Here is a 16,818-nt window from a genome sequence, read left to right on the forward strand (position 1 = left end):
TGTCTTGGCTTCAAAAAAGCCCGCGAGCACGAGAGGGCCAAAAAAGCCGCGTCGAAAAAACGAAAAGGCCCGCGATGCGGGCCTTCTGTCTGGGGCCTGGCCGGGTGGGCCAGGGGGCGATCAGCCGCCCTTCTTCGAGCGCTTGCCCGGGTTCTTCTTGCTGCGCGTGCGCAGCACCACGCTCCAGGCTCACGCGCTGCGCCACGGCCGGGCGTGGTCAGGGTGACGCCAGCGACGGGCTTCGGACGGGGAGTGGCTTTGCGGTCGGCTTCGGTGACGATTTTGTTGCCCATGGCTGGTTCCTGAGAGAGATTGCAAAAGCCGCTATTAGGCCATAGACGGCGCGCCCTCTCCCAGGCACGCCCTCCCCCGCGTTCCAGGCCGGTCCGCCCGCCCAGGCCAATACCCCGCGGCCTTAGTAGGTTTTTGCAGACAAAGTGGGGCAACGGCCCTAGCATTGATTCTGTAATGAATCAACGTTTCATATACAAAACACCCTAATCCACCCGCAGGTCCCCATGAACGACGCACTTCACGGCTCCCGCGCAACCGCCCCGACCAGCGGCGGTTTGCATCCCGCGATCGAATTCATCGGGGTGGACAAGCGCTTTCCCGCACGGGGCAAGAACCCGGAAGTGATCGCCGCGCGCAACGTGACGCTGTCCATCCAGCCGGGCGAGGTGGTGTCCCTGATCGGCCCGTCGGGCTGCGGCAAGAGCACGCTGCTCAACATGGGTTCGGGCCTGGCCAAGGCCTCGGCCGGCACGGTCAAGGTCAACGGTGAAGTGGTCACCGGCCCCAACAAGCACGTCGCCTTCATGCTGCAGAAAGACCTGCTCATGCCCTGGCGCACGATTTCGCAGAACGTCGAGTTCGGCCTGGAGCTGCGCGGCGTGCGCGCCGCCGACCGCGCCGCCATCTCCGAGAAGCTGCTGGCCCAGTGCCACCTCAAGGGCTTCGGCAACAGCTACCCGCACCAGCTCTCCGGCGGCATGCGCCAGCGCGCCGCCATGGCGCGCACGCTCGCGGTGGACCCGATCGTGCTGCTGATGGACGAGCCCTTCTCCGCGCTGGACGCGCAGACCAAGATGATCCTGCAGCAGGACCTGGCGCGCACCGTGGCCGAGCACAAGAAGACCGTGCTCTTCATCACCCACGACCTGGCCGAAGCCGTCGCGCTGTCCGACCGCATCCTGGTCATGAGCGAGCGCCCCGGCACCATCGTCGAAGAGATCGTGGTCGACATCCCCGGCCGCGACAACCCGATGGCGCGCCGCAAGCACCCCGCCGTGGGCGACTACGTCTCGCGCCTGATGGACCTGCTCAAGCTCGACGCGCAGACCGACGTGCACTGACCCCCGCATTCCCATTCACCCACCTCCTGGAGTTGCCATGAAGATGACCCGCGCTTTCAACGGTACCCGCCGTGCCTGCCTGAGCCTGCTCGCCACCGCGGCGCTGGTCTCGCCCCTGGCGGCCCACGCCCAGCTGCAGGAGATCACCTACCTGCTGCCCGCGCCCGGCACGCTGCCCGCCTTCGGCCCCTGGATGCTGGCCCAGGCCAAGGGCTACTACGAGCAGGAAGGCCTCAAGGTCAACTTCGTCACCGCGCGCGGCGGCGTGGACGTGGCCAAGCAGATCGGCGCCGGCAACGCCGTCATCGGCGGCGCCATCGGCGACACCCCCATCATCGCCCGCGCCCAGGGCATCCCCGTCAAGGCCGTGGCCGTGCTCGGCGCCGGTTCGCTCACCCAGCTCGTGAGCCACAAGGACGAGAAGATCGAGAGCCCACGCGAACTCAAGGGCAAGACCGTCACCGTCCTGGCCTACACCGACACCACCTACTACGCCCTGCTGGGCATGCTCAGCAAGGTCGGCCTGACCAAGAACGACGTCAACATCCAGGCCGCCGGCCCCGCGGGCGTGTGGCAGCAGTTCGCCGCCAAGAAGGCCTCGGCCATGGCCGGCGTGCCCGACTGGACGGTGAGCGCGATGGAAGCCGGCGCGCAGGTCGACATCCTGCCGGCCGACATCTACTTCAAGAGCATGGCCCAGGCCATCCTCGCCTCCGACGAGACCATCGCCAAGAACCCCCAGCTGATCCAGAAGCTGGTGCGCGCCACGCTCAAGGGCATGAAGGACATCATGGCCGACCCCAAGGCCGCCACCGCTGCCTACGTGGCGCACGTGCCGGTGCACAAGGGCAAGGAAGCCAGCATCCAGAAGGCCTTCGAACTCTTCAACAAGTACGTCTACGCCGCGCAGAAGGTGCCCGGCACGATGGACGAGGCCCGCCTGGCCGAGCTGCAGAAGTTCTACGTCACCAACGGTGTGGTGCCCAAGGAGACCCCGGTCAAGGAGCTCTACACCAACCAGTTCGTGACGGCCAAGTGAGTCGCGCCCCCCTTCCCTTCCCGCATCTGAGAGTCGCGACATGAAAGACGTACTGCAGCGCTACAGCACAGCGCTCTGGAGCCTGCTGGTCCTGGTGGTGTTCATGGCGGTCTGGGAATACGTTCCCGGCCTGCTGGGCGTGCCGGAATTCGTGCTGCCGCCCTTCTCGCGCGTGTGGGAAGAAGCGGTCCGCATCTGGGGCACCGAGCGCCTGCTCTGGCACGCCGGCATCACCGGCGCGGAGGTCGTCATCGGCTTCATCCTGGGCTCGCTGCTGGGCGCGCTGATCGGTTACGCCCTGGGCCTCTCGCCCAAGGTGGAGGCCGTGCTCTCGCCCTACCTGCTCGCCCTGCAGATCGCGCCCAAGGTCGCGTTCGCGCCGCTGTTCGTGATGTGGCTGGGCTACACCATGTACCCCAAGATCCTGGTCGCGATCCTGATCGTGTTCTTCCCGGTGCTCATCAACGTGCTCTCGGCCATGCGCACCATGGACCACGACCTGATCAACCTCGCGCGCTCCTTCTCCGCCACCCGGCTGCAGGTGTTCCGCATGGTCGAGTTCCCGACCACGCTGCCGCCCCTGTTCTCGGGCCTGCGCATCGCCAGCACGCTGGCCGTCATCGGCGTGGTCGTCGGCGAACTCGTGGGCGGCAACATGGGCCTGGGCTACATGCTGGTGTTCTTCGAAGGCCAGGGCAACACCGCCGGGGTGTTCGTGGTCATCGGCGCGCTCACCGTGATCGGCATCGTCGCCTACTACGCCGTGGTGATCGCCGAGAAGCGCGTGCTTCACTACCTGCCCAGCGCCGAACGGCGCGTGGCCTGAGGAACACCATGGCACAGGAAATCCAACTCGACAACCGCCGCGTGCTCGTCACCGGCGCCGCGCGCGGCCTGGGCGCGAGCTTCGCCCAGTCGCTGGTGCAGGCCGGTGCGCGCGTCGTCATCAGCGACGTGCTGCACGAGGCCGGCCAACAACTCGCCAAGGACCTCGGCCCGAACGCGCACTACGTGCCGCTGGACCTGCTCGACGCGGCCAGCGTGCGCGCCGGCGTGGACGCCGCCGCGCAATGGCTGGGCGGCCTCGACGGCCTGATCAACAACGCGGCCATCACCAACTCCGGCGGCAAGGGCATGGGCGAACTCAGCCCCGAGACCTGGGACCTGGTGATGGACGTGAATGTGCGCGGCACCTGGCTCGTCACCGCCGCCGCGCGCCCGCACCTGGCCGCCGCCGGTGGTGGCCGCGTGGTCAACATCGCCTCCGACACCGCGCTCTGGGGCGCGCCCCGCCTGCTGGCCTACGTGGCGAGCAAGGGCGCGGTGATCGCCATGACCCGTTCGCTGGCGCGCGAGATGGGCGAGGACGGCACCACCGTCAACGCCATCGCCCCCGGCCTCACGCTGGTCGAAGCCACCGCCTACGTGCCGCAGGAGCGGCACGAGCACTACCTCAAGGGCCGCGCGATCCAGCGGCCGCAGATCCCCGAAGACGTCAACGCCGCCGCCCTGTTCCTGCTGACACAGGCCAGCGGCTTCATTACCGGTCAGCTGCTGCCCGTCAACGGCGGCTTCACGATGAACTGAAAAGGAGAAAACGCATGAGCACAGCCACCATCACCAAACCCGCAGCGGCCAACGCGCCCGTGTTCAACGAACGCGGCCTGATGGACGCGAACATTCCGTCCGAGGCCGAGACGCAGCGCGTGATGATGCGCCAGGAAGGCCAGAGCTTCGCGCAGTGGATGGAGAGCCGCGTGGCGCGCAGGAGCACGCGCAGCTACGACTGGGACGCGCTGAAGTTCCAGGCCGACTACGACCCCAAGTACCGCCGCGCGCAGATGCGCTACGTGGGCACCGGCGGCACCGGCGTGAACAAGGACACCAACACCGTGCCCGCCGCGCACTTCACCTTCTCCACCATGGTGATCCCGGCCGGCAACATCGGCCCTTCGCACATCCACTACGACGTGGAAGAGATCTTCTTCGTCATGCGCGGCGCGATGAAGGTGGTCTGCGAGAAGGACGGCGAGCGCTGGGAAACCATCGTCGGCGAGCGCGACCTGATCTCGGTGCCGCCCGGCGTGTACCGCGAAGAGCACAACGTGGGCGACGAAGACGCGCTGATGTGCGTGATGCTGGGTTCGCCCAAGCCCATCACCCCCACCTACCCGCCCGACAGCCCGCTCGCAAAAATCAAGCGTTGAGCCCCGCGACGCCCACCGCCATGACGCCTCTTCAAGCCCTCGCCCAACACCCGCTGCGCAGCGCCACGCTGCCCGGTGGCGCGCGCCTGTCCTACCGCGAGGCAGGATCGGCCAAGGACGTGACGCACGTGCTGCTGCACGGCATCGGCTCGGCCTCGGGCAGCTGGGTGCGCCAGCTCGACGCCGCGGCGGGCAAGCCCCTGCGCGTGCTGGCCTGGGACGCGCCGGGCTACGGCACCAGCGACCCGGTGAAAGCCGACTGGCCGCGCGCCGACAACTACGCCGAGCGCCTCTGGGCCTGGCTCGACGCGCTGGGCGTTGCAACGCCCATCACGCTGGTGGGCCACTCCCTGGGCGCGCTCATGGCCGGCCGGGCCGCCCTGCTGGCGCCTGCGCGCGTGCAGCGCCTGGTGCTGCTCTCGCCCGCCGGCGGGTATGGCAACGCCGAGCCGGCCGTGCGCGAGCAGAAACTGCGCGACCGCCTGGCCACGCTGGAGCGCCTGGGCCCGCAAGGCATGGCGCAGGCGCGCGGCGCGGCCATGCTCTCGCCCGGCGCGGCGCCCGAGCTGGTCGAGGCCGTGCGCGAAAGCATGTCGCAGGTGATTCCCGCCGGCTACACGCAGGCCGCGCGCCTGCTCGCCCACGGCACCCTGGCGGCCGACCTGACGCAGCTGCGCCTGCCGGTGGTGGTGGCCAGCGGCGCCGCCGACGGCATCACCACCCCCGCCTCCTGCCAGGCCGTGGCCCAGGCCGCCGGCGTGGCATGGAATGATCTGGGTTCTGCGGGCCACGCGTGCCCGCTGGAAGCCCCCGGCGCGGTGAACGCCCTGCTGGGTCTCAACTGAACAAGGAGAAGACCATGCGCGACCGAGAAAAACGACGACCGCTACACCGTGCCCGCGCTCATGCGCGGCCTGCAGCTGCTGATGCTGTTCAACCGCGACGAGCGCGAACTCACCGGTGCCGAAATCTCGCGCCGGCTCGAACTGCCGCGCGCCTCGGTGTTCCGCATGCTGCAGACGCTGGAGCAAGGCGGCTTCGTCGAGCGCGTGGGCGACGGCGCCTACTATAAGCTCGGCCTGTCCGTGCTGCGCCTGGGCTTCGAGTTCCTGGCCTCCATGGAACTCACCGAGCACGGCCGCCCCATCATCGAGGCGCTGCGCGACCAGTGCGGCTACTCGGCCCATGTGGTGGTGCGCGACGCGCGCGACGTGGTCTTCATCGCCAAGGTCGCCGGGCGCAGCGCCCTGTTCCATTCCATCCAGGTCGGCGCGCGCCTGCCGGCCCACGCCACCGTGCTGGGCCGCCTGCTGCTCAGCGACCTCGACCTGCACGCCCTGCGCCAGCTCTACCCCGAACCCGAGCTGCCGAAGTACACCCCCCGCACGCCGGCCACGGTCGAGCAGCTCAAGCAGCTGATCGACCAGGACCGCGCCAACGGCTACGGCGTGAGCCAGGGCGGATTCGAATCCGGCATCTCGACCATCGCCGCACCGGTCTTCAACGACCGGGGCGAGGTCTCGGCGGCCATCAGCATCACCGTGCCGGCGCAGCAGGTGCAGCCCGGCGAACTCGAAGTTCTCGTCAACCAGGTGCGCGAGGCCGCGGCCCAGCTCACCGAACGCATCAGCCACCTGCCCAACCGCGGTGGCTGGCAAACCAAACCGACCGAAAAGAAAGTCGCATGAGCCCATCTCACCAACGCATCACCGTGGGGGAACTCGCCGCCCGCTTCCTGGAGCAGTGCGGCGTGCGCGCCGCCTTCGGCGTGATCTCCATCCACAACATGCCCATCCTCGACGCGTTCCACACGCGCCAGAAGATCCGTTTCGTCTCGGCGCGCGGCGAGGCAGGTGCGTGCAACATGGCCGACGCCTATGCCCGCGTGAGCGGCACGCTGGGCGTGTGCGTCACCAGCACCGGCACCGGCTGCGGCAACGCGGCGGGCGCGATGGTCGAGGCCATCACCGCCGGCACGCCGCTGCTGCACCTCACCGGCCAGATCGAGTCCCCCTTCCTGGACCGCGACCTGGGCTACATCCACGAGCACCCGGCCCAGCTGGCCATGCTCAAGGCGGTGGGCAAAGACGCCTTCCGCATCCGCAACCCCGAGACCGCCCTGGCGACGCTGCGCGAGGCCGTGCGCCTGGCGCAGACGCCGCCCTGTGGCCCGGTGAGCATCGAGATCCCGATCGACGTGCAGAAGATGAAGCTGGACCTGCCGGCCGATCTCTCGCCGCTGGCCGTGCCACCCGTGCAGCCCAACCTGGCCGCCGTGGACCTGCTCGCCGAGCGCCTGCTCAGCGCCAAGCGCCCCCTGCTGTGGCTGGGCGGCGGCGCGCGCGGCGCCAGCGCCGCCGCGATGCGGCTGGTGAACATGGGCTGGGCCGTGGTGTCCTCCGTGCAGGGCCGCGGCATCGTGCCCGAAGACCACCCCGCCACGCTGGGCTCCTACAACCTGCAGAAGCCGGCCGAAGAGTTCTACGAAACCGTGGACGCCTTCCTCTCCGTGGGCACGCGCCTGCGCAGCAACGAGACGCTGAACTACAAGCTCAAGCTGCCGGCCACGCGCTACCGCATCGACGCCAACCCCCTCACCGACGGCCGCGGCTACAGCAGCGAACTGTTCGTGCACGGCGACGCCGAGATCACGCTCAACGCGCTGGCCGACCGGCTCGAAGGCCGCATGCGGATCGACCCGAAGCTGGCGACCGATGTGAAGCGCGCGCGCGCCGAAGCCGCCTCGCTGGTGGACGGCACGCTGGGCCAGTACGCCAAGCTCAAGAACACGCTGGCCGAGGTGGTCGGCAAGAAACTCTGGTGGGTGCGCGACATCACGCTCTCCAACAGCATGTGGGGCAACCGCGCCCCGGTGCTGGACCACCCGCGCGCCGGCGTGCACGCCCTGGGCGGCGGCATCGGCCAGGGCCTGGCCATGGGCGTGGGCGCGGCCGTGGCCGATGCCGAACACGCGCTGGGCCGCCGCACCATCTCGCTCTGCGGCGACGGCGGCTTCATGCTCAACGTGGGCGAACTCGCCTGCGCCGCGCAGGAGAAGGCCAACGTGGTCTTCATCGTCATGAACGACCAGCGCTACGGCGTCATCAAGAACATCCAGGACGACATCTACGGCAGCCGCCACGCCTACGTGGAACTGCACACGCCCGACTTCGCTCAGCTCTGCGCCAGCCTGCAGGTGCCTCACCACAAGCTGGCCGACCCGGCCGCCGCCAAGGACACGCTGCAGAAAGCCCTGGCCCACGCCAGCGGCCCGGTGGTGGTGGAAGTGGACATGAACGCCTGGGGCCCGTTCGCCGTGAAGTTCGCCGGCCCCCCGAAGAAGAAGGAAGAAACATGAGCGACGCGCAGGGCCGTTCCCAAGCAAGCTCGCACCGCAGTGCGCAGCACGAAGGTTCTGGCATTCATTTTCAGCAGGTCACGCTGATCGGTTACGGCGCCATCGGCCGCACGCTCTTCGCGCGCATGGCCGGCCACCCCACGGTGCGCATCACGCACGTGGTGCTGTCCGAGAGCCACGTCGCCGACGCGCAAGCCGCGCTCGGCACGGCCGCGACCGTGTGCACCGAGGTGCCGCCCGAGACCGCTCTGCTGCTGGAATGCGCGGGCCACGCCGCCATCGGCAGCCACGTGCTGCCCGCGCTGGAGCGCGGCATCGAATGCGCCGTGCTGTCCATCGGCGCGCTGTCCGAAGACGGCCTGCCCGAGAAGCTGGCCGAGGCCGCGCAGCGCGGCGGCACGCGGGTGCACCTGCTGGCCGGCGCCATCGGTGGCATCGACGCCATCGCCTCGGCCCGCCTGGCCGGCCTGGACAGCGTCACCTACACCGGCCGCAAGCCGCCCGAAGGCTGGCGCGGCACCCCCGCCGAACAGGTGGCGGACCTGGGCACGATCACCGAGCCCACCGTCATCCTCGAAGCCACGGCGCGCGAAGCCGCCCACCTGTACCCGAAGAACGCCAACGTGGCCGCCACCGTCTCGCTCGCCGGCCTGGGGCTGGACGCGACCCGCGTGCGCCTGATCGCCGACCCGACCGTGACCGAGAACATCCACGAGGTCGACGTGCGCGGCGCCTTCGGCGAGATGCGCATCACCATGCGCGGCAAGCCCCTGCCCGACAACCCCAAGACCTCGGCGCTGACCGTGTTGTCCGCCCTGCGTTTCCTGCACAACCGCACTTCCTCCGTGACGATATGAAGCCCACCCCCGCGCCGCGCTTGCAGCGCGTCACCCCCTCAAGGGGGCGGCGTCTGGGACCGGCGTAGCCGGATCCGCGACGCCTCTGGATCAACAGCCTTTCGCGCCGACAAAAGAGACATTCCATGACCGACAAACTTCAAAGCTACTTCGCAGGCCAATGGCGCGACGCCTCGGGCCCGGAATACACCACCGAATACCCGCACGACGGCAGCACCGTCGCCCGCCTGCACGCGGCCACCGCCGCCGACGTGGACGAGGCCGTGCAGACGGCCGAACGCGCCCGCCTGCAGCCTTCCTGGGCCAGGCTCAAGCACCACGAACGCGCCGGCATCCTCTACCGCATCGCCAACGGCATCCGCGAGCGCGGCGAAGAGCTCGCCCAGCTCCAGCGCCTGGACAACGGCAAGCCCATCAAGGAATGCCGCGCCCTGGTCGCCAGCGCCGCCGGCACCTTCCAGTTCTTCGGCGCCGCCGCCGAGACCTGGGAAGACACCATCACCCCCTCGCGCGGCGACTACCTCAGCATGAGCGTCAACGAACCCCTGGGTGTCGTGGGCGCCATCACGCCCTGGAACTCCCCCATCGCCAGCGAGGCCCAGAAGCTCGCCCCGGCTCTCGCCGCCGGCTGCGCCATGGTCTTCAAACCGGCCGAGATCACCCCGCGCATGGCCCTGGAGCTGGCGAAGATCGCCGAGCAGGCCGGCGTGCCCGCCGGCATCATCAGCGTGCTGCCGGGCAAGGGCAGCATCGTGGGCGACGCCCTGGTCAAGCACCCGCTGATCAAGCGCATCGCCTTCACCGGCGGCACCACCGTGGGCATGGGCATCCAGCGCCTGGCGGCCGAGAAGCTCATGCCGACCTCGCTGGAGCTGGGCGGCAAGTCCCCCACCATCGTCATGCCCGACGCGGACCTGGACCACGCCGTGGCCGGCGTGCTCTACGGCATCTTCAGTTCCTCGGGCGAGTCCTGCATCGCCGGCTCGCGCGCCTTCGTGCACGAGAGCGTCTACGACGAGTTCAAGGCCCGCCTGCTCGAAGGCGTGAAGAAGCTGCGCGTGGGCGACCCATCCAGGGAAGAGACGCAGATGGGCCCGCTGGTGAACCTGGGCCACCGCGCCTCGGTGGAGAAGTACGTGCAGCTGGGCCGCGACGAAGGCGGCACGGTGCTGTGCGGCGGCGAGCGGCCCACGGGCAGCTTCTACGACGGCGGCAGCTACTACCTGCCCACCATCTTCGAAGGCCTGCCCAACAGCGCGCGCATGTGCCAGGAAGAGATCTTCGGCCCGGTGCTGGCCTTGCTGCCGTGGAAGGACGAGGACGACCTGATCGCGCAGTGCAACGACAACATGTTCGGCCTGGCCTCGGGCATCTGGACGCGCGACTTCAAGAGCGCCTGGCGCATCGGGCGCGCGCTGCAGACCGGCACCGTGTGGATCAACACCTACAAGGTCTTCTCCATCAGCACGCCGTTCACCGGCGTGAAGATGAGCGGCTACGGCCAGGAGAAGGGCCGCCTGGGCATCCTCGAATACACCAGCCAGAAGAGCTTCTACTGGGGCTTGAACGAATCGCCCATGCCCTGGGCGACCAGCTGATTTTCTTTTTCCAACCTTGCAACCTTCTCTCGACATGACAAGCCGCCGCACCCTTCTCGCCCTCGCCTCGCTGTTCGCCCTCATGGGAACCGCGCAAGCCCAGACCGCCGCCGAGAAACAGCTGGCCTCCGACAAGTTCACCCTGGTCGCGCCCTTCCCCGCCGGTGGCGCCATCGATGCGCTGGCGCGCCTGCTGGCCGACGGCCTGGCCAAGCGCTACGACCAGACGGCCATCGTGGAAAACGCCCCCGGTGGTGCCGGCACCATCGGCATGGGCAAGATCAAGCGCGCCAAGGCCGACGGCCACAACCTGCTGGTGATCCCCGCCGGTAACCTCACCATCAACCCCACGCTGATGCCGAAGTTCCCCTTCGACGTGCAGAAGGACTTCGTGGCCGTCACCATGCTGGCCACCACGCCCAACGTGCTGGTGACCCACCCCAAGAGCGGCTTCAAGAACGTGGCCGACGTGATCAAGGCGGCCAAGGCCAAGCCCGGCACGCTGTTCTACGCCTCGACCGGCATCGGCAGCGGTCTGCACATCGCGGGTGAACTGTTCAAGGACCAGGCCGACATCGACATCCAGCACGTGGCCTACAAGGGCTCCACGCCGGCCATCAACGACCTGATGGCGGGCACGGTGCCGCTGATGTTCGGCAACCTGCCCACCATGCTGCCGCACCTGGAAAGCGGCCGCCTCGTGGCGCTGGGCCTGACCGATCGCGCGCGCACGCCCAACGCGCCCGACATCCCCACCCTGGCCGAACAAGGCGTGCCCGGCGTGGTGGTGCCCTCGTGGTACGGCCTGCTCGCGCCCGCGGGCACGCCGGCCAACGTGGTCGATCAACTCGCCAAAGACATGGTCGAGATCCTGGCGCAACCGCACGTGCGCGAGACGCTCAAGGCCCAGGGCATGACCGAGTGGACGATGAAACCCGCCGCCTTCGATGCGCACATCCGCACCGAAACGGCCAACTGGGCCAAAGTCATCAAGCAACGCAACATCACGATGGAATGACACCATGACCAACCGCCGCACCCTTCTTGCCGTCACCTCGCTGCTCGCCTTGCTGGGCACCACCACCGCCCACGCACAGACGGCCGCCGAGAAACAACTGGCCGCCGACAAATTCACGCTCGTCGCACCCTTCCCCGCCGGCGGCCCCATCGACACGCTGGCCCGCGTGCTGGCCGATGGCCTGGGCAAGCGCTACGGCCAGGTGGCCGTGGTCGACAACGCCCCCGGCGCGGCCGGCAACATCGGCATGGAGCGCGTCAAGCGCGCCAAACCCGATCGCCAGCACGCTGCTGGTGATCCCGGCCGGCAACCTCACGGTCAACCCCACGCTGATGCCGAAGTTCCCCTTCGACATCCAGAAGGACTTCGTGCCCGTGGCGATGCTGGCCAAGACGCCCAACGTGCTGGTGACGAACCCGGCCACGGGCATCAAGAGCGTGGCCGATCTCATCGCGCGGGCCAAGGCCAAGCCCGACTCGCTCGCCTACGCTTCGCCCGGCGTGGGCAGCGGCCTGCACCTCGCGGGCGAGCTGTTCAAGTCGCAGGCCAACGTGGACATCCTGCACATCGCCTACAAAGGCACGCCGCCCGCCATCAACGACGTGATCGGCGGCACCGTGCCCCTGATGTTCAGCAACCTGCCCACCGTGCTGCCGCACATCCGCAGCGGCAAGCTGGTCGCCCTGGCCGTGACCGACAGCGCGCGCACGCCCACGGCGCCCGAGATTCCGACGCTGACCGAACTGGGTGTGCCGGGCGTGGTGGTGCCGTCCTGGTACGGCCTGCTGGCGCCCGCCGGCACGCCGGCCGACGTGGTGGCGCAACTCGCGCGCGATGCGACCACCATCCTGGCCGAGCCTGCCGTGCGCGAGCGCCTGCAAGGCCAGGGCCTGAGCGCCTGGGACATCCAGACCTCCGCGTTCGACGCCCACATCCGCGACGAAACCGCGCGCTGGGCCAAGGTCATCAAGGCACGCAACATCACGATGGAGTGAAGGTCATGAGCGCAGCGCAGGGCCGCTCCCAAGCAAGCTCGCACCGCAGCCCGCAGGGCGAAGGTACGCCAGTGCACGCCTGCGCCAATGTGTTGATCACCATCGTGTTGAAACACCACGCCGGCCTCACGCTGGACGACGTGCAGGCGAAGCTCAAGGCCAGCGAATGGTGGGAGCGCTTCCCGGTGGAAGGCACGCGCGTGGTGTCGTGGACCGTTGCCATGGGCCTGGGCCAGATCGTCACGCTCGAAGTGCCACCGCACCTGCTGGGCCGCGTCAACCTCGAACTGGAGCGCTCCGCCTGGGGCGTCTTCCAGACCGAGTGCTACCCCACCTACGACTTCGTGCCGGTGCGCGAACGCATCAAGGAACGCGTGCGCGCCGGAGGCCAGTGATGACGACCGTCGCGCACAAGATCCAGAGCCCGCAGGTGCCCGACCTGCCCACCGCGAGCTGGACCAACGGCTACCGCATCGGCCAGGAGGTGGTGGTCTCGGGCATGACCGGCCATCCCGCCACGCGCCAGGCCGCCGAGCGCGGCGAAGCGCTGGGCGCCTACGAGCAGGCCATCGTCGTGCTCAAGAAGCTCGAAGCCCTGGTGACGGCCGCGGGCGGCCACCGGCACAACCTCATCAAGACCGTGGTCTACCTGACCGACATCGCCGACAAGGACGAGGTCGGCCGCGCCCGGCGCGATTTTTTTGGCGAGCACACGCCGTGCTCGACCCTGTTGGCCGTGAAGGCCCTCGTGTTCCCGGAGCTGCGCGTGGAGATCGACGCCTGGGCCCGGCTCGACGTGGACCTTCGCGAAGCCCAACCCCTTCTCTCTACTGAAAGCTGAACCACCATGGACCTGGGTATTGCCGGCAAGAAAGCGCTCGTGTGCGGCGCGAGTTCGGGGCTGGGCTATGCCTGCGCCGAGGCGCTGGTGAAAGACGGCGTGCACGTGGTGATCGCCGCGCGCACCGAAGGCCCGCTGCGCGAGGCCGCGCAACGCCTGGCCGCGCACGGCGCGGGCCAGGTGGACTGGGTCGCCGCCGATGTGACGACCGACGAAGGCCGCGCGCGCATCTTCGCCGCGCACCCCGATTTCGACATCCTCGTCACCAACGCGGGCGGCCCGCCGCCCGGCGACTTCCGCACCTGGGACCGCGAGACCTGGCACCGCGCGATCGACGCCAACATGCTCGCGCCGATCGAACTCATCAAGGCCACCGTGGACGGCATGATGGCGCGCGGCTTCGGCCGCATCATCAACCTCACCTCCAGCGCCGTGAAATCGCCGCTGGACGGCCTGGGCCTGTCCACCGGCGCGCGCAGCGGCCTCACCGGCTTCGTCTCGGGCCTGGCGCGCACCACCGTGGCGCGCGGCGTGACCATCAACAACCTGCTGCCCGGCACCTTCGACACCGCGCGCCTGGAAAGCAACTTCGCCGCCCAAGCCAAGCGCGAAGGCAAGACCGTGGACGAGGTGCGCACCGCGCGCCTGGCCAAGCACCCGGCCCACCGCATCGGCCAGCCCAGCGAACTCGGCCACACCTGTGCCTACCTGTGCAGCGTGCACGCGGGCTACATCAACGGCCAGAACATCCTGCTCGACGGCGGATCGTTCACCGGCGTGTTCTGAACAGGCACCCGACGGCCCCGCTTTCTCTGTTTCGGTTTCAGTTTTCCCTGCCAGCCCACCCCACTAGGAGACATCGAACATGACCGCCCGCCGCCCCCTGCTGCTCACCGCGCTCGCAGCAGCCGCCGCCCTCGCCCTGCCCACCGGCAGCGCGCTGGCGCAGACCTACCCCAGCAAGCTCATCACCCTCGTCGTGTCCTTCCCGCCCGGCGGCGACACCGACGCGCTGGCGCGCACCTTCGCCGAGAAGCTGCAGGCCCGCGTCGGCCAGACCGTGGTGGTGGAGAACAAGACCGGCGCCAGCGGTACCATCGGCAACGCCTTCGTGGCCAAGGCCGCGCCCGATGGCTACACGCTGCTGTTCACGCCCAACACCTTCGCCACCGCCCCGCTGGTGCTCAAGCCCGGCACCGGTGCCGTGTACAACCCGCTCACCGACTTCACGCCCATCCTGCTGGCCGGCACGCAACAGCTGTTCCTCGTCACCCACGCCGGCTCGGGCCTGAACACCGTGAAAGACGTGGTGGCCGCGGCCAAGAGCGGCAAGGTCACCAACTACGCCAGCCCCGGCAGCGGCTCGCCCATGCACATCCTGGGCGAGATGTTCAACCGCTCGGCCGGCGTGAAGCTCACCCAGGTGCCCTACCGGGGCAGCGGCCCGGCCATCGTCGACCTCGTGGCAGGCCACATTCCCATGATGTACACCACGCTCGGCCCGGTGGCGCAGTACATCGCCCAGGGCAAGCTGGTCAACGTGGCGGTGGCCGACCCGCAGCGCTCGCCGCTCGCGCCCAACGTGCCCACCCTGGCCGAGGCCGGCGTGAAAGACGCCGAAGTCGGCGCCTGGCAAGGCTTCATGGGGCCCAAAGGCATGCCCGCCGACGTGGTGCGCACGCTCAACGGCCACCTCAACGAAATCCTCAAGATGCCCGACGTGATCGCGCGCATGAACACCATGGCGCTGATTCCGGCCGGTGGCGACCCGGCGGCGCTGGCCAAGATCAACCAGTACCACAACGAACGCTACGGCAAGGTGATCCGGGAGACCGGCATCATGGCCGACTGAGCGAGGCGCGCGCAGCGATGAAGGAAGTCATCGACGTCGGCCTGCCGCCGTTCAAGCAGCCGTTCTCGTGGATGGTGCGCGCCGGCGGCGTGCTCTACACCGCCCACGGCCCGGTGCGCGAAGACGGCAGCGTGGACACCACCGGCAGCATCGAACAGCAGGCCCGCCTGACCTTCAGCAACCTGCAGCGCGCGGTGGAACGCGCGGGCAAGACCATGGACGACGTGGCGCAGGTGCTGATCTACATGACCGACGTGGCCGACATGGCCGCCATCGACGCCGTGTACCGCGAGTTCTTCCGCGCGCCCTGGCCCAACCGCTCCAGCGCCGGGGTGGCGCTGGTGGTGCCGGGGATGAAGATCGAGATCGTGGCCTACGTGGCCTGAGGGGCACCGCGCCGGCCTTCAGCGGGCCGAACAGCGGAAGGGGACAATGGCGTCCCCACCGCCGTTCCCTCGCCCTCACGCCGCGCATGCCACCTCCTCCCGCCCCGCCCGGCGCCGCCTCTTCCTCGGCCGAGTTTTCCCTCAAGCGAATCGCGGTGCCGGTCTTCGGCCCGTCCCTGCTCTTCGGGCTGGGCGAAGGCGCCATTCTCCCCATCATCCCGCTCGTGGCGCGCGAGCTGGGCGCCTCCGTGCCCATGGCCGCGCTGGTCGTCGCGCTGATGGGCCTGGGCTCGCTGCTCAACAACATTCCCGCGTCGCTCATCACCATGCGCTGGGGCGAGCGCTGGGCCATCGTCGCCGCAGGCCTCTGGAGCGCCCTGGGCATGGCGCTGTGCGTGGGGACCTCGCACCTGGCGCTGTTCGCCACGGGCTGCCTCATGGTGGGCATGTCCCGGGCCGTCTACAACCTGGCGCGCCAGAGCTACATGGCCGAGGCCGTGCCGATCGCGTACCGCGCGCGGGCGCTCTCGACACTGGGCGGGGTGAGCCGCATCGGCATGTTCATCGGCCCGTTCCTCGGTGCGGCCGCCGTGCATGTGTTCGGCCTGGCCGGCGCCTTCGGCGTCGGCATCGCAGGGGTGGTGGCTGCGGCCGCCCTCGGCGCGCGCGTGCCGGACCTGGAGACGCCTCACCTGCCGGCCGGCCAGACGCCGCCCGCGGCCACCACCATCGCCTCCACGCTCAGGGACCACCGCCAGGTGTTCCTCACGCTCGGCATCGGCGTGGTGCTGGTCAGCGCCGTGCGCGCCTCGCGCCAGGTGGTCATACCCCTGTGGGCGGATCACCTCGCGCTGGCGCCGGCCGTGGCCTCGCTCATCTACGGCCTGGCCGGCGGCATCGACATGCTGGTGTTCTACCCCGCCGGCAAGGTGATGGACCACAAAGGCCGGCGCTGGGTCGCCGTGCCATCCATGGTCATCATGGGCACGGCGCTGCTGCTGATGCCCTTCACCTCGGGCTTCACCACACTGCTGCTGGCCTCGCTGGCCATCGGCTTCGGCAACGGCATCGGCTCCGGGATGATCATGACACTGGGCGCCGACCATTCCCCGCGCCATGGCCGCGCGCACTTCCTGGGCGTGTGGCGCCTCATGTCCGACATCGGCGCCTCGTGCGGGCCGGTGCTGCTCTCGTTCCTGGCCGGCAGCCTCTCGCTGCGCCACCGGCATCGCCGTCACCGGGCTCATCGCCTTCGCGGCGGCGGGCTCGCTGGCGTATTGGATTCCCCGGACACACGCCGCCGGACGGTGAC

Annotated in this window: 16 protein-coding genes and 2 pseudogenes; all 18 read left to right on the forward strand. The window is 69.2% G+C overall.

Annotated features, from left to right (window positions below):
• The first annotated feature begins 518 nt into the window (after positions 1-518).
• The 18 genes and pseudogenes from ACFJI0_RS14610 (at position 519) to ACFJI0_RS14695 (ending at position 16,817) form a co-directional block, all read left to right on the forward strand.
• Positions 519-1,355 (forward strand): ABC transporter ATP-binding protein, encoded by an 837-nt coding sequence (locus tag ACFJI0_RS14610; protein WP_382320679.1) that lies wholly within the window; start codon positions 519-521, stop codon positions 1,353-1,355.
• Positions 1,356-1,398: 43 nt separating this feature from the next.
• Complete coding sequence (locus ACFJI0_RS14615; RefSeq protein ID WP_382163928.1) at positions 1,399-2,394, forward strand: ABC transporter substrate-binding protein; 996 nt, start codon at positions 1,399-1,401, stop codon at positions 2,392-2,394.
• 40 nt (positions 2,395-2,434) lie between these two features.
• Complete coding sequence (locus ACFJI0_RS14620) at positions 2,435-3,220, forward strand: ABC transporter permease (RefSeq protein WP_382156637.1); 786 nt, start codon at positions 2,435-2,437, stop codon at positions 3,218-3,220.
• 8 nt (positions 3,221-3,228) lie between these two features.
• Positions 3,229-3,981, forward strand: a complete 753-nt coding sequence (locus ACFJI0_RS14625; protein ID WP_382320681.1) for an SDR family oxidoreductase — start codon at positions 3,229-3,231, stop codon at positions 3,979-3,981.
• 122 nt (positions 3,982-4,103) lie between these two features.
• On the forward strand, positions 4,104-4,601 hold the full coding sequence (locus ACFJI0_RS14630; RefSeq protein ID WP_382163926.1) for a cupin domain-containing protein: 498 nt from the start codon (positions 4,104-4,106) through the stop codon (positions 4,599-4,601).
• Between the two features lie 20 nt (positions 4,602-4,621).
• Positions 4,622-5,446 carry an alpha/beta fold hydrolase gene (locus ACFJI0_RS14635; RefSeq protein WP_382320683.1) on the forward strand — a complete coding sequence of 275 codons (825 nt, stop codon included), beginning with the start codon at positions 4,622-4,624 and terminating at the stop codon, positions 5,444-5,446.
• Between the two features lie 48 nt (positions 5,447-5,494).
• Positions 5,495-6,289: an IclR family transcriptional regulator gene (locus tag ACFJI0_RS14640; protein ID WP_382320685.1), complete on the forward strand. Its 795-nt coding sequence runs from the start codon at positions 5,495-5,497 to the stop codon at positions 6,287-6,289.
• Positions 6,286-7,959, forward strand: a complete 1,674-nt coding sequence (locus ACFJI0_RS14645; RefSeq protein WP_382156629.1) for a thiamine pyrophosphate-binding protein — start codon at positions 6,286-6,288, stop codon at positions 7,957-7,959. The genes ACFJI0_RS14640 and ACFJI0_RS14645 overlap by 4 nt, the downstream gene beginning before the upstream one ends.
• Positions 7,956-8,816, forward strand: coding sequence for an aspartate dehydrogenase (locus tag ACFJI0_RS14650; RefSeq protein WP_382320687.1), 861 nt, complete (start codon positions 7,956-7,958; stop codon positions 8,814-8,816). The genes ACFJI0_RS14645 and ACFJI0_RS14650 overlap by 4 nt, the downstream gene beginning before the upstream one ends.
• Positions 8,817-8,941: 125 nt before the next feature.
• Positions 8,942-10,414 carry an aldehyde dehydrogenase gene (locus tag ACFJI0_RS14655; protein WP_382320689.1) on the forward strand — a complete coding sequence of 491 codons (1,473 nt, stop codon included), beginning with the start codon at positions 8,942-8,944 and terminating at the stop codon, positions 10,412-10,414.
• A gap of 34 nt (positions 10,415-10,448) precedes the next feature.
• Positions 10,449-11,432 (forward strand): Bug family tripartite tricarboxylate transporter substrate binding protein, encoded by a 984-nt coding sequence (locus ACFJI0_RS14660; protein WP_382156625.1) that lies wholly within the window; start codon positions 10,449-10,451, stop codon positions 11,430-11,432.
• Between the two features lie 4 nt (positions 11,433-11,436).
• Positions 11,437-12,427: pseudogene (locus tag ACFJI0_RS14665) on the forward strand (Bug family tripartite tricarboxylate transporter substrate binding protein).
• Between the two features lie 5 nt (positions 12,428-12,432).
• Complete coding sequence (locus tag ACFJI0_RS14670; protein WP_382320691.1) at positions 12,433-12,822, forward strand: hypothetical protein; 390 nt, start codon at positions 12,433-12,435, stop codon at positions 12,820-12,822.
• Positions 12,822-13,268: a RidA family protein gene (locus tag ACFJI0_RS14675; RefSeq protein ID WP_382320694.1), complete on the forward strand. Its 447-nt coding sequence runs from the start codon at positions 12,822-12,824 to the stop codon at positions 13,266-13,268. Before ACFJI0_RS14670 ends, ACFJI0_RS14675 begins: the two co-directional genes overlap by 1 nt.
• 6 nt (positions 13,269-13,274) lie before the next feature.
• Positions 13,275-14,054, forward strand: a complete 780-nt coding sequence (locus ACFJI0_RS14680; RefSeq protein ID WP_382156617.1) for an SDR family oxidoreductase — start codon at positions 13,275-13,277, stop codon at positions 14,052-14,054.
• Positions 14,055-14,133: 79 nt separating this feature from the next.
• Complete coding sequence (locus ACFJI0_RS14685) at positions 14,134-15,120, forward strand: Bug family tripartite tricarboxylate transporter substrate binding protein (protein ID WP_382320696.1); 987 nt, start codon at positions 14,134-14,136, stop codon at positions 15,118-15,120.
• 17 nt (positions 15,121-15,137) lie between these two features.
• The gene (locus ACFJI0_RS14690) at positions 15,138-15,506 is read left to right on the forward strand and encodes a RidA family protein (RefSeq protein ID WP_382156613.1); all 369 of its coding nucleotides are present in this window, start codon (positions 15,138-15,140) and stop codon (positions 15,504-15,506) included.
• Between the two features lie 86 nt (positions 15,507-15,592).
• Positions 15,593-16,817: pseudogene (locus ACFJI0_RS14695) on the forward strand (MFS transporter).
• The last annotated feature ends 1 nt before the right edge of the window (position 16,818 follow it).

This window comes from Hydrogenophaga sp. UC242_53, assembly GCF_042696965.1.
GTDB lineage: Bacteria > Pseudomonadota > Gammaproteobacteria > Burkholderiales > Burkholderiaceae_C > Hydrogenophaga.

Coding starts and splice junctions, on each gene's coding strand:
- ACFJI0_RS14615 (WP_382163928.1), top strand. CDS start 1,399: ATGACCCGCGCTTTCAACGGTACCCGCCGTGCCTGCCTGAGCCTGCTC.
- ACFJI0_RS14630 (WP_382163926.1), top strand. CDS start 4,104: ATGATGCGCCAGGAAGGCCAGAGCTTCGCGCAGTGGATGGAGAGCCGC.
- ACFJI0_RS14645 (WP_382156629.1), top strand. CDS start 6,286: ATGAGCCCATCTCACCAACGCATCACCGTGGGGGAACTCGCCGCCCGC.
- ACFJI0_RS14655 (WP_382320689.1), top strand. CDS start 8,942: ATGACCGACAAACTTCAAAGCTACTTCGCAGGCCAATGGCGCGACGCC.
- ACFJI0_RS14660 (WP_382156625.1), top strand. CDS start 10,449: ATGACAAGCCGCCGCACCCTTCTCGCCCTCGCCTCGCTGTTCGCCCTC.
- ACFJI0_RS14635 (WP_382320683.1), top strand. CDS start 4,622: ATGACGCCTCTTCAAGCCCTCGCCCAACACCCGCTGCGCAGCGCCACG.
- ACFJI0_RS14690 (WP_382156613.1), top strand. CDS start 15,138: ATGAAGGAAGTCATCGACGTCGGCCTGCCGCCGTTCAAGCAGCCGTTC.
- ACFJI0_RS14650 (WP_382320687.1), top strand. CDS start 7,956: ATGAGCGACGCGCAGGGCCGTTCCCAAGCAAGCTCGCACCGCAGTGCG.
- ACFJI0_RS14625 (WP_382320681.1), top strand. CDS start 3,229: ATGGCACAGGAAATCCAACTCGACAACCGCCGCGTGCTCGTCACCGGC.
- ACFJI0_RS14685 (WP_382320696.1), top strand. CDS start 14,134: ATGACCGCCCGCCGCCCCCTGCTGCTCACCGCGCTCGCAGCAGCCGCC.
- ACFJI0_RS14670 (WP_382320691.1), top strand. CDS start 12,433: ATGAGCGCAGCGCAGGGCCGCTCCCAAGCAAGCTCGCACCGCAGCCCG.
- ACFJI0_RS14675 (WP_382320694.1), top strand. CDS start 12,822: ATGACGACCGTCGCGCACAAGATCCAGAGCCCGCAGGTGCCCGACCTG.
- ACFJI0_RS14610 (WP_382320679.1), top strand. CDS start 519: ATGAACGACGCACTTCACGGCTCCCGCGCAACCGCCCCGACCAGCGGC.
- ACFJI0_RS14680 (WP_382156617.1), top strand. CDS start 13,275: ATGGACCTGGGTATTGCCGGCAAGAAAGCGCTCGTGTGCGGCGCGAGT.
- ACFJI0_RS14620 (WP_382156637.1), top strand. CDS start 2,435: ATGAAAGACGTACTGCAGCGCTACAGCACAGCGCTCTGGAGCCTGCTG.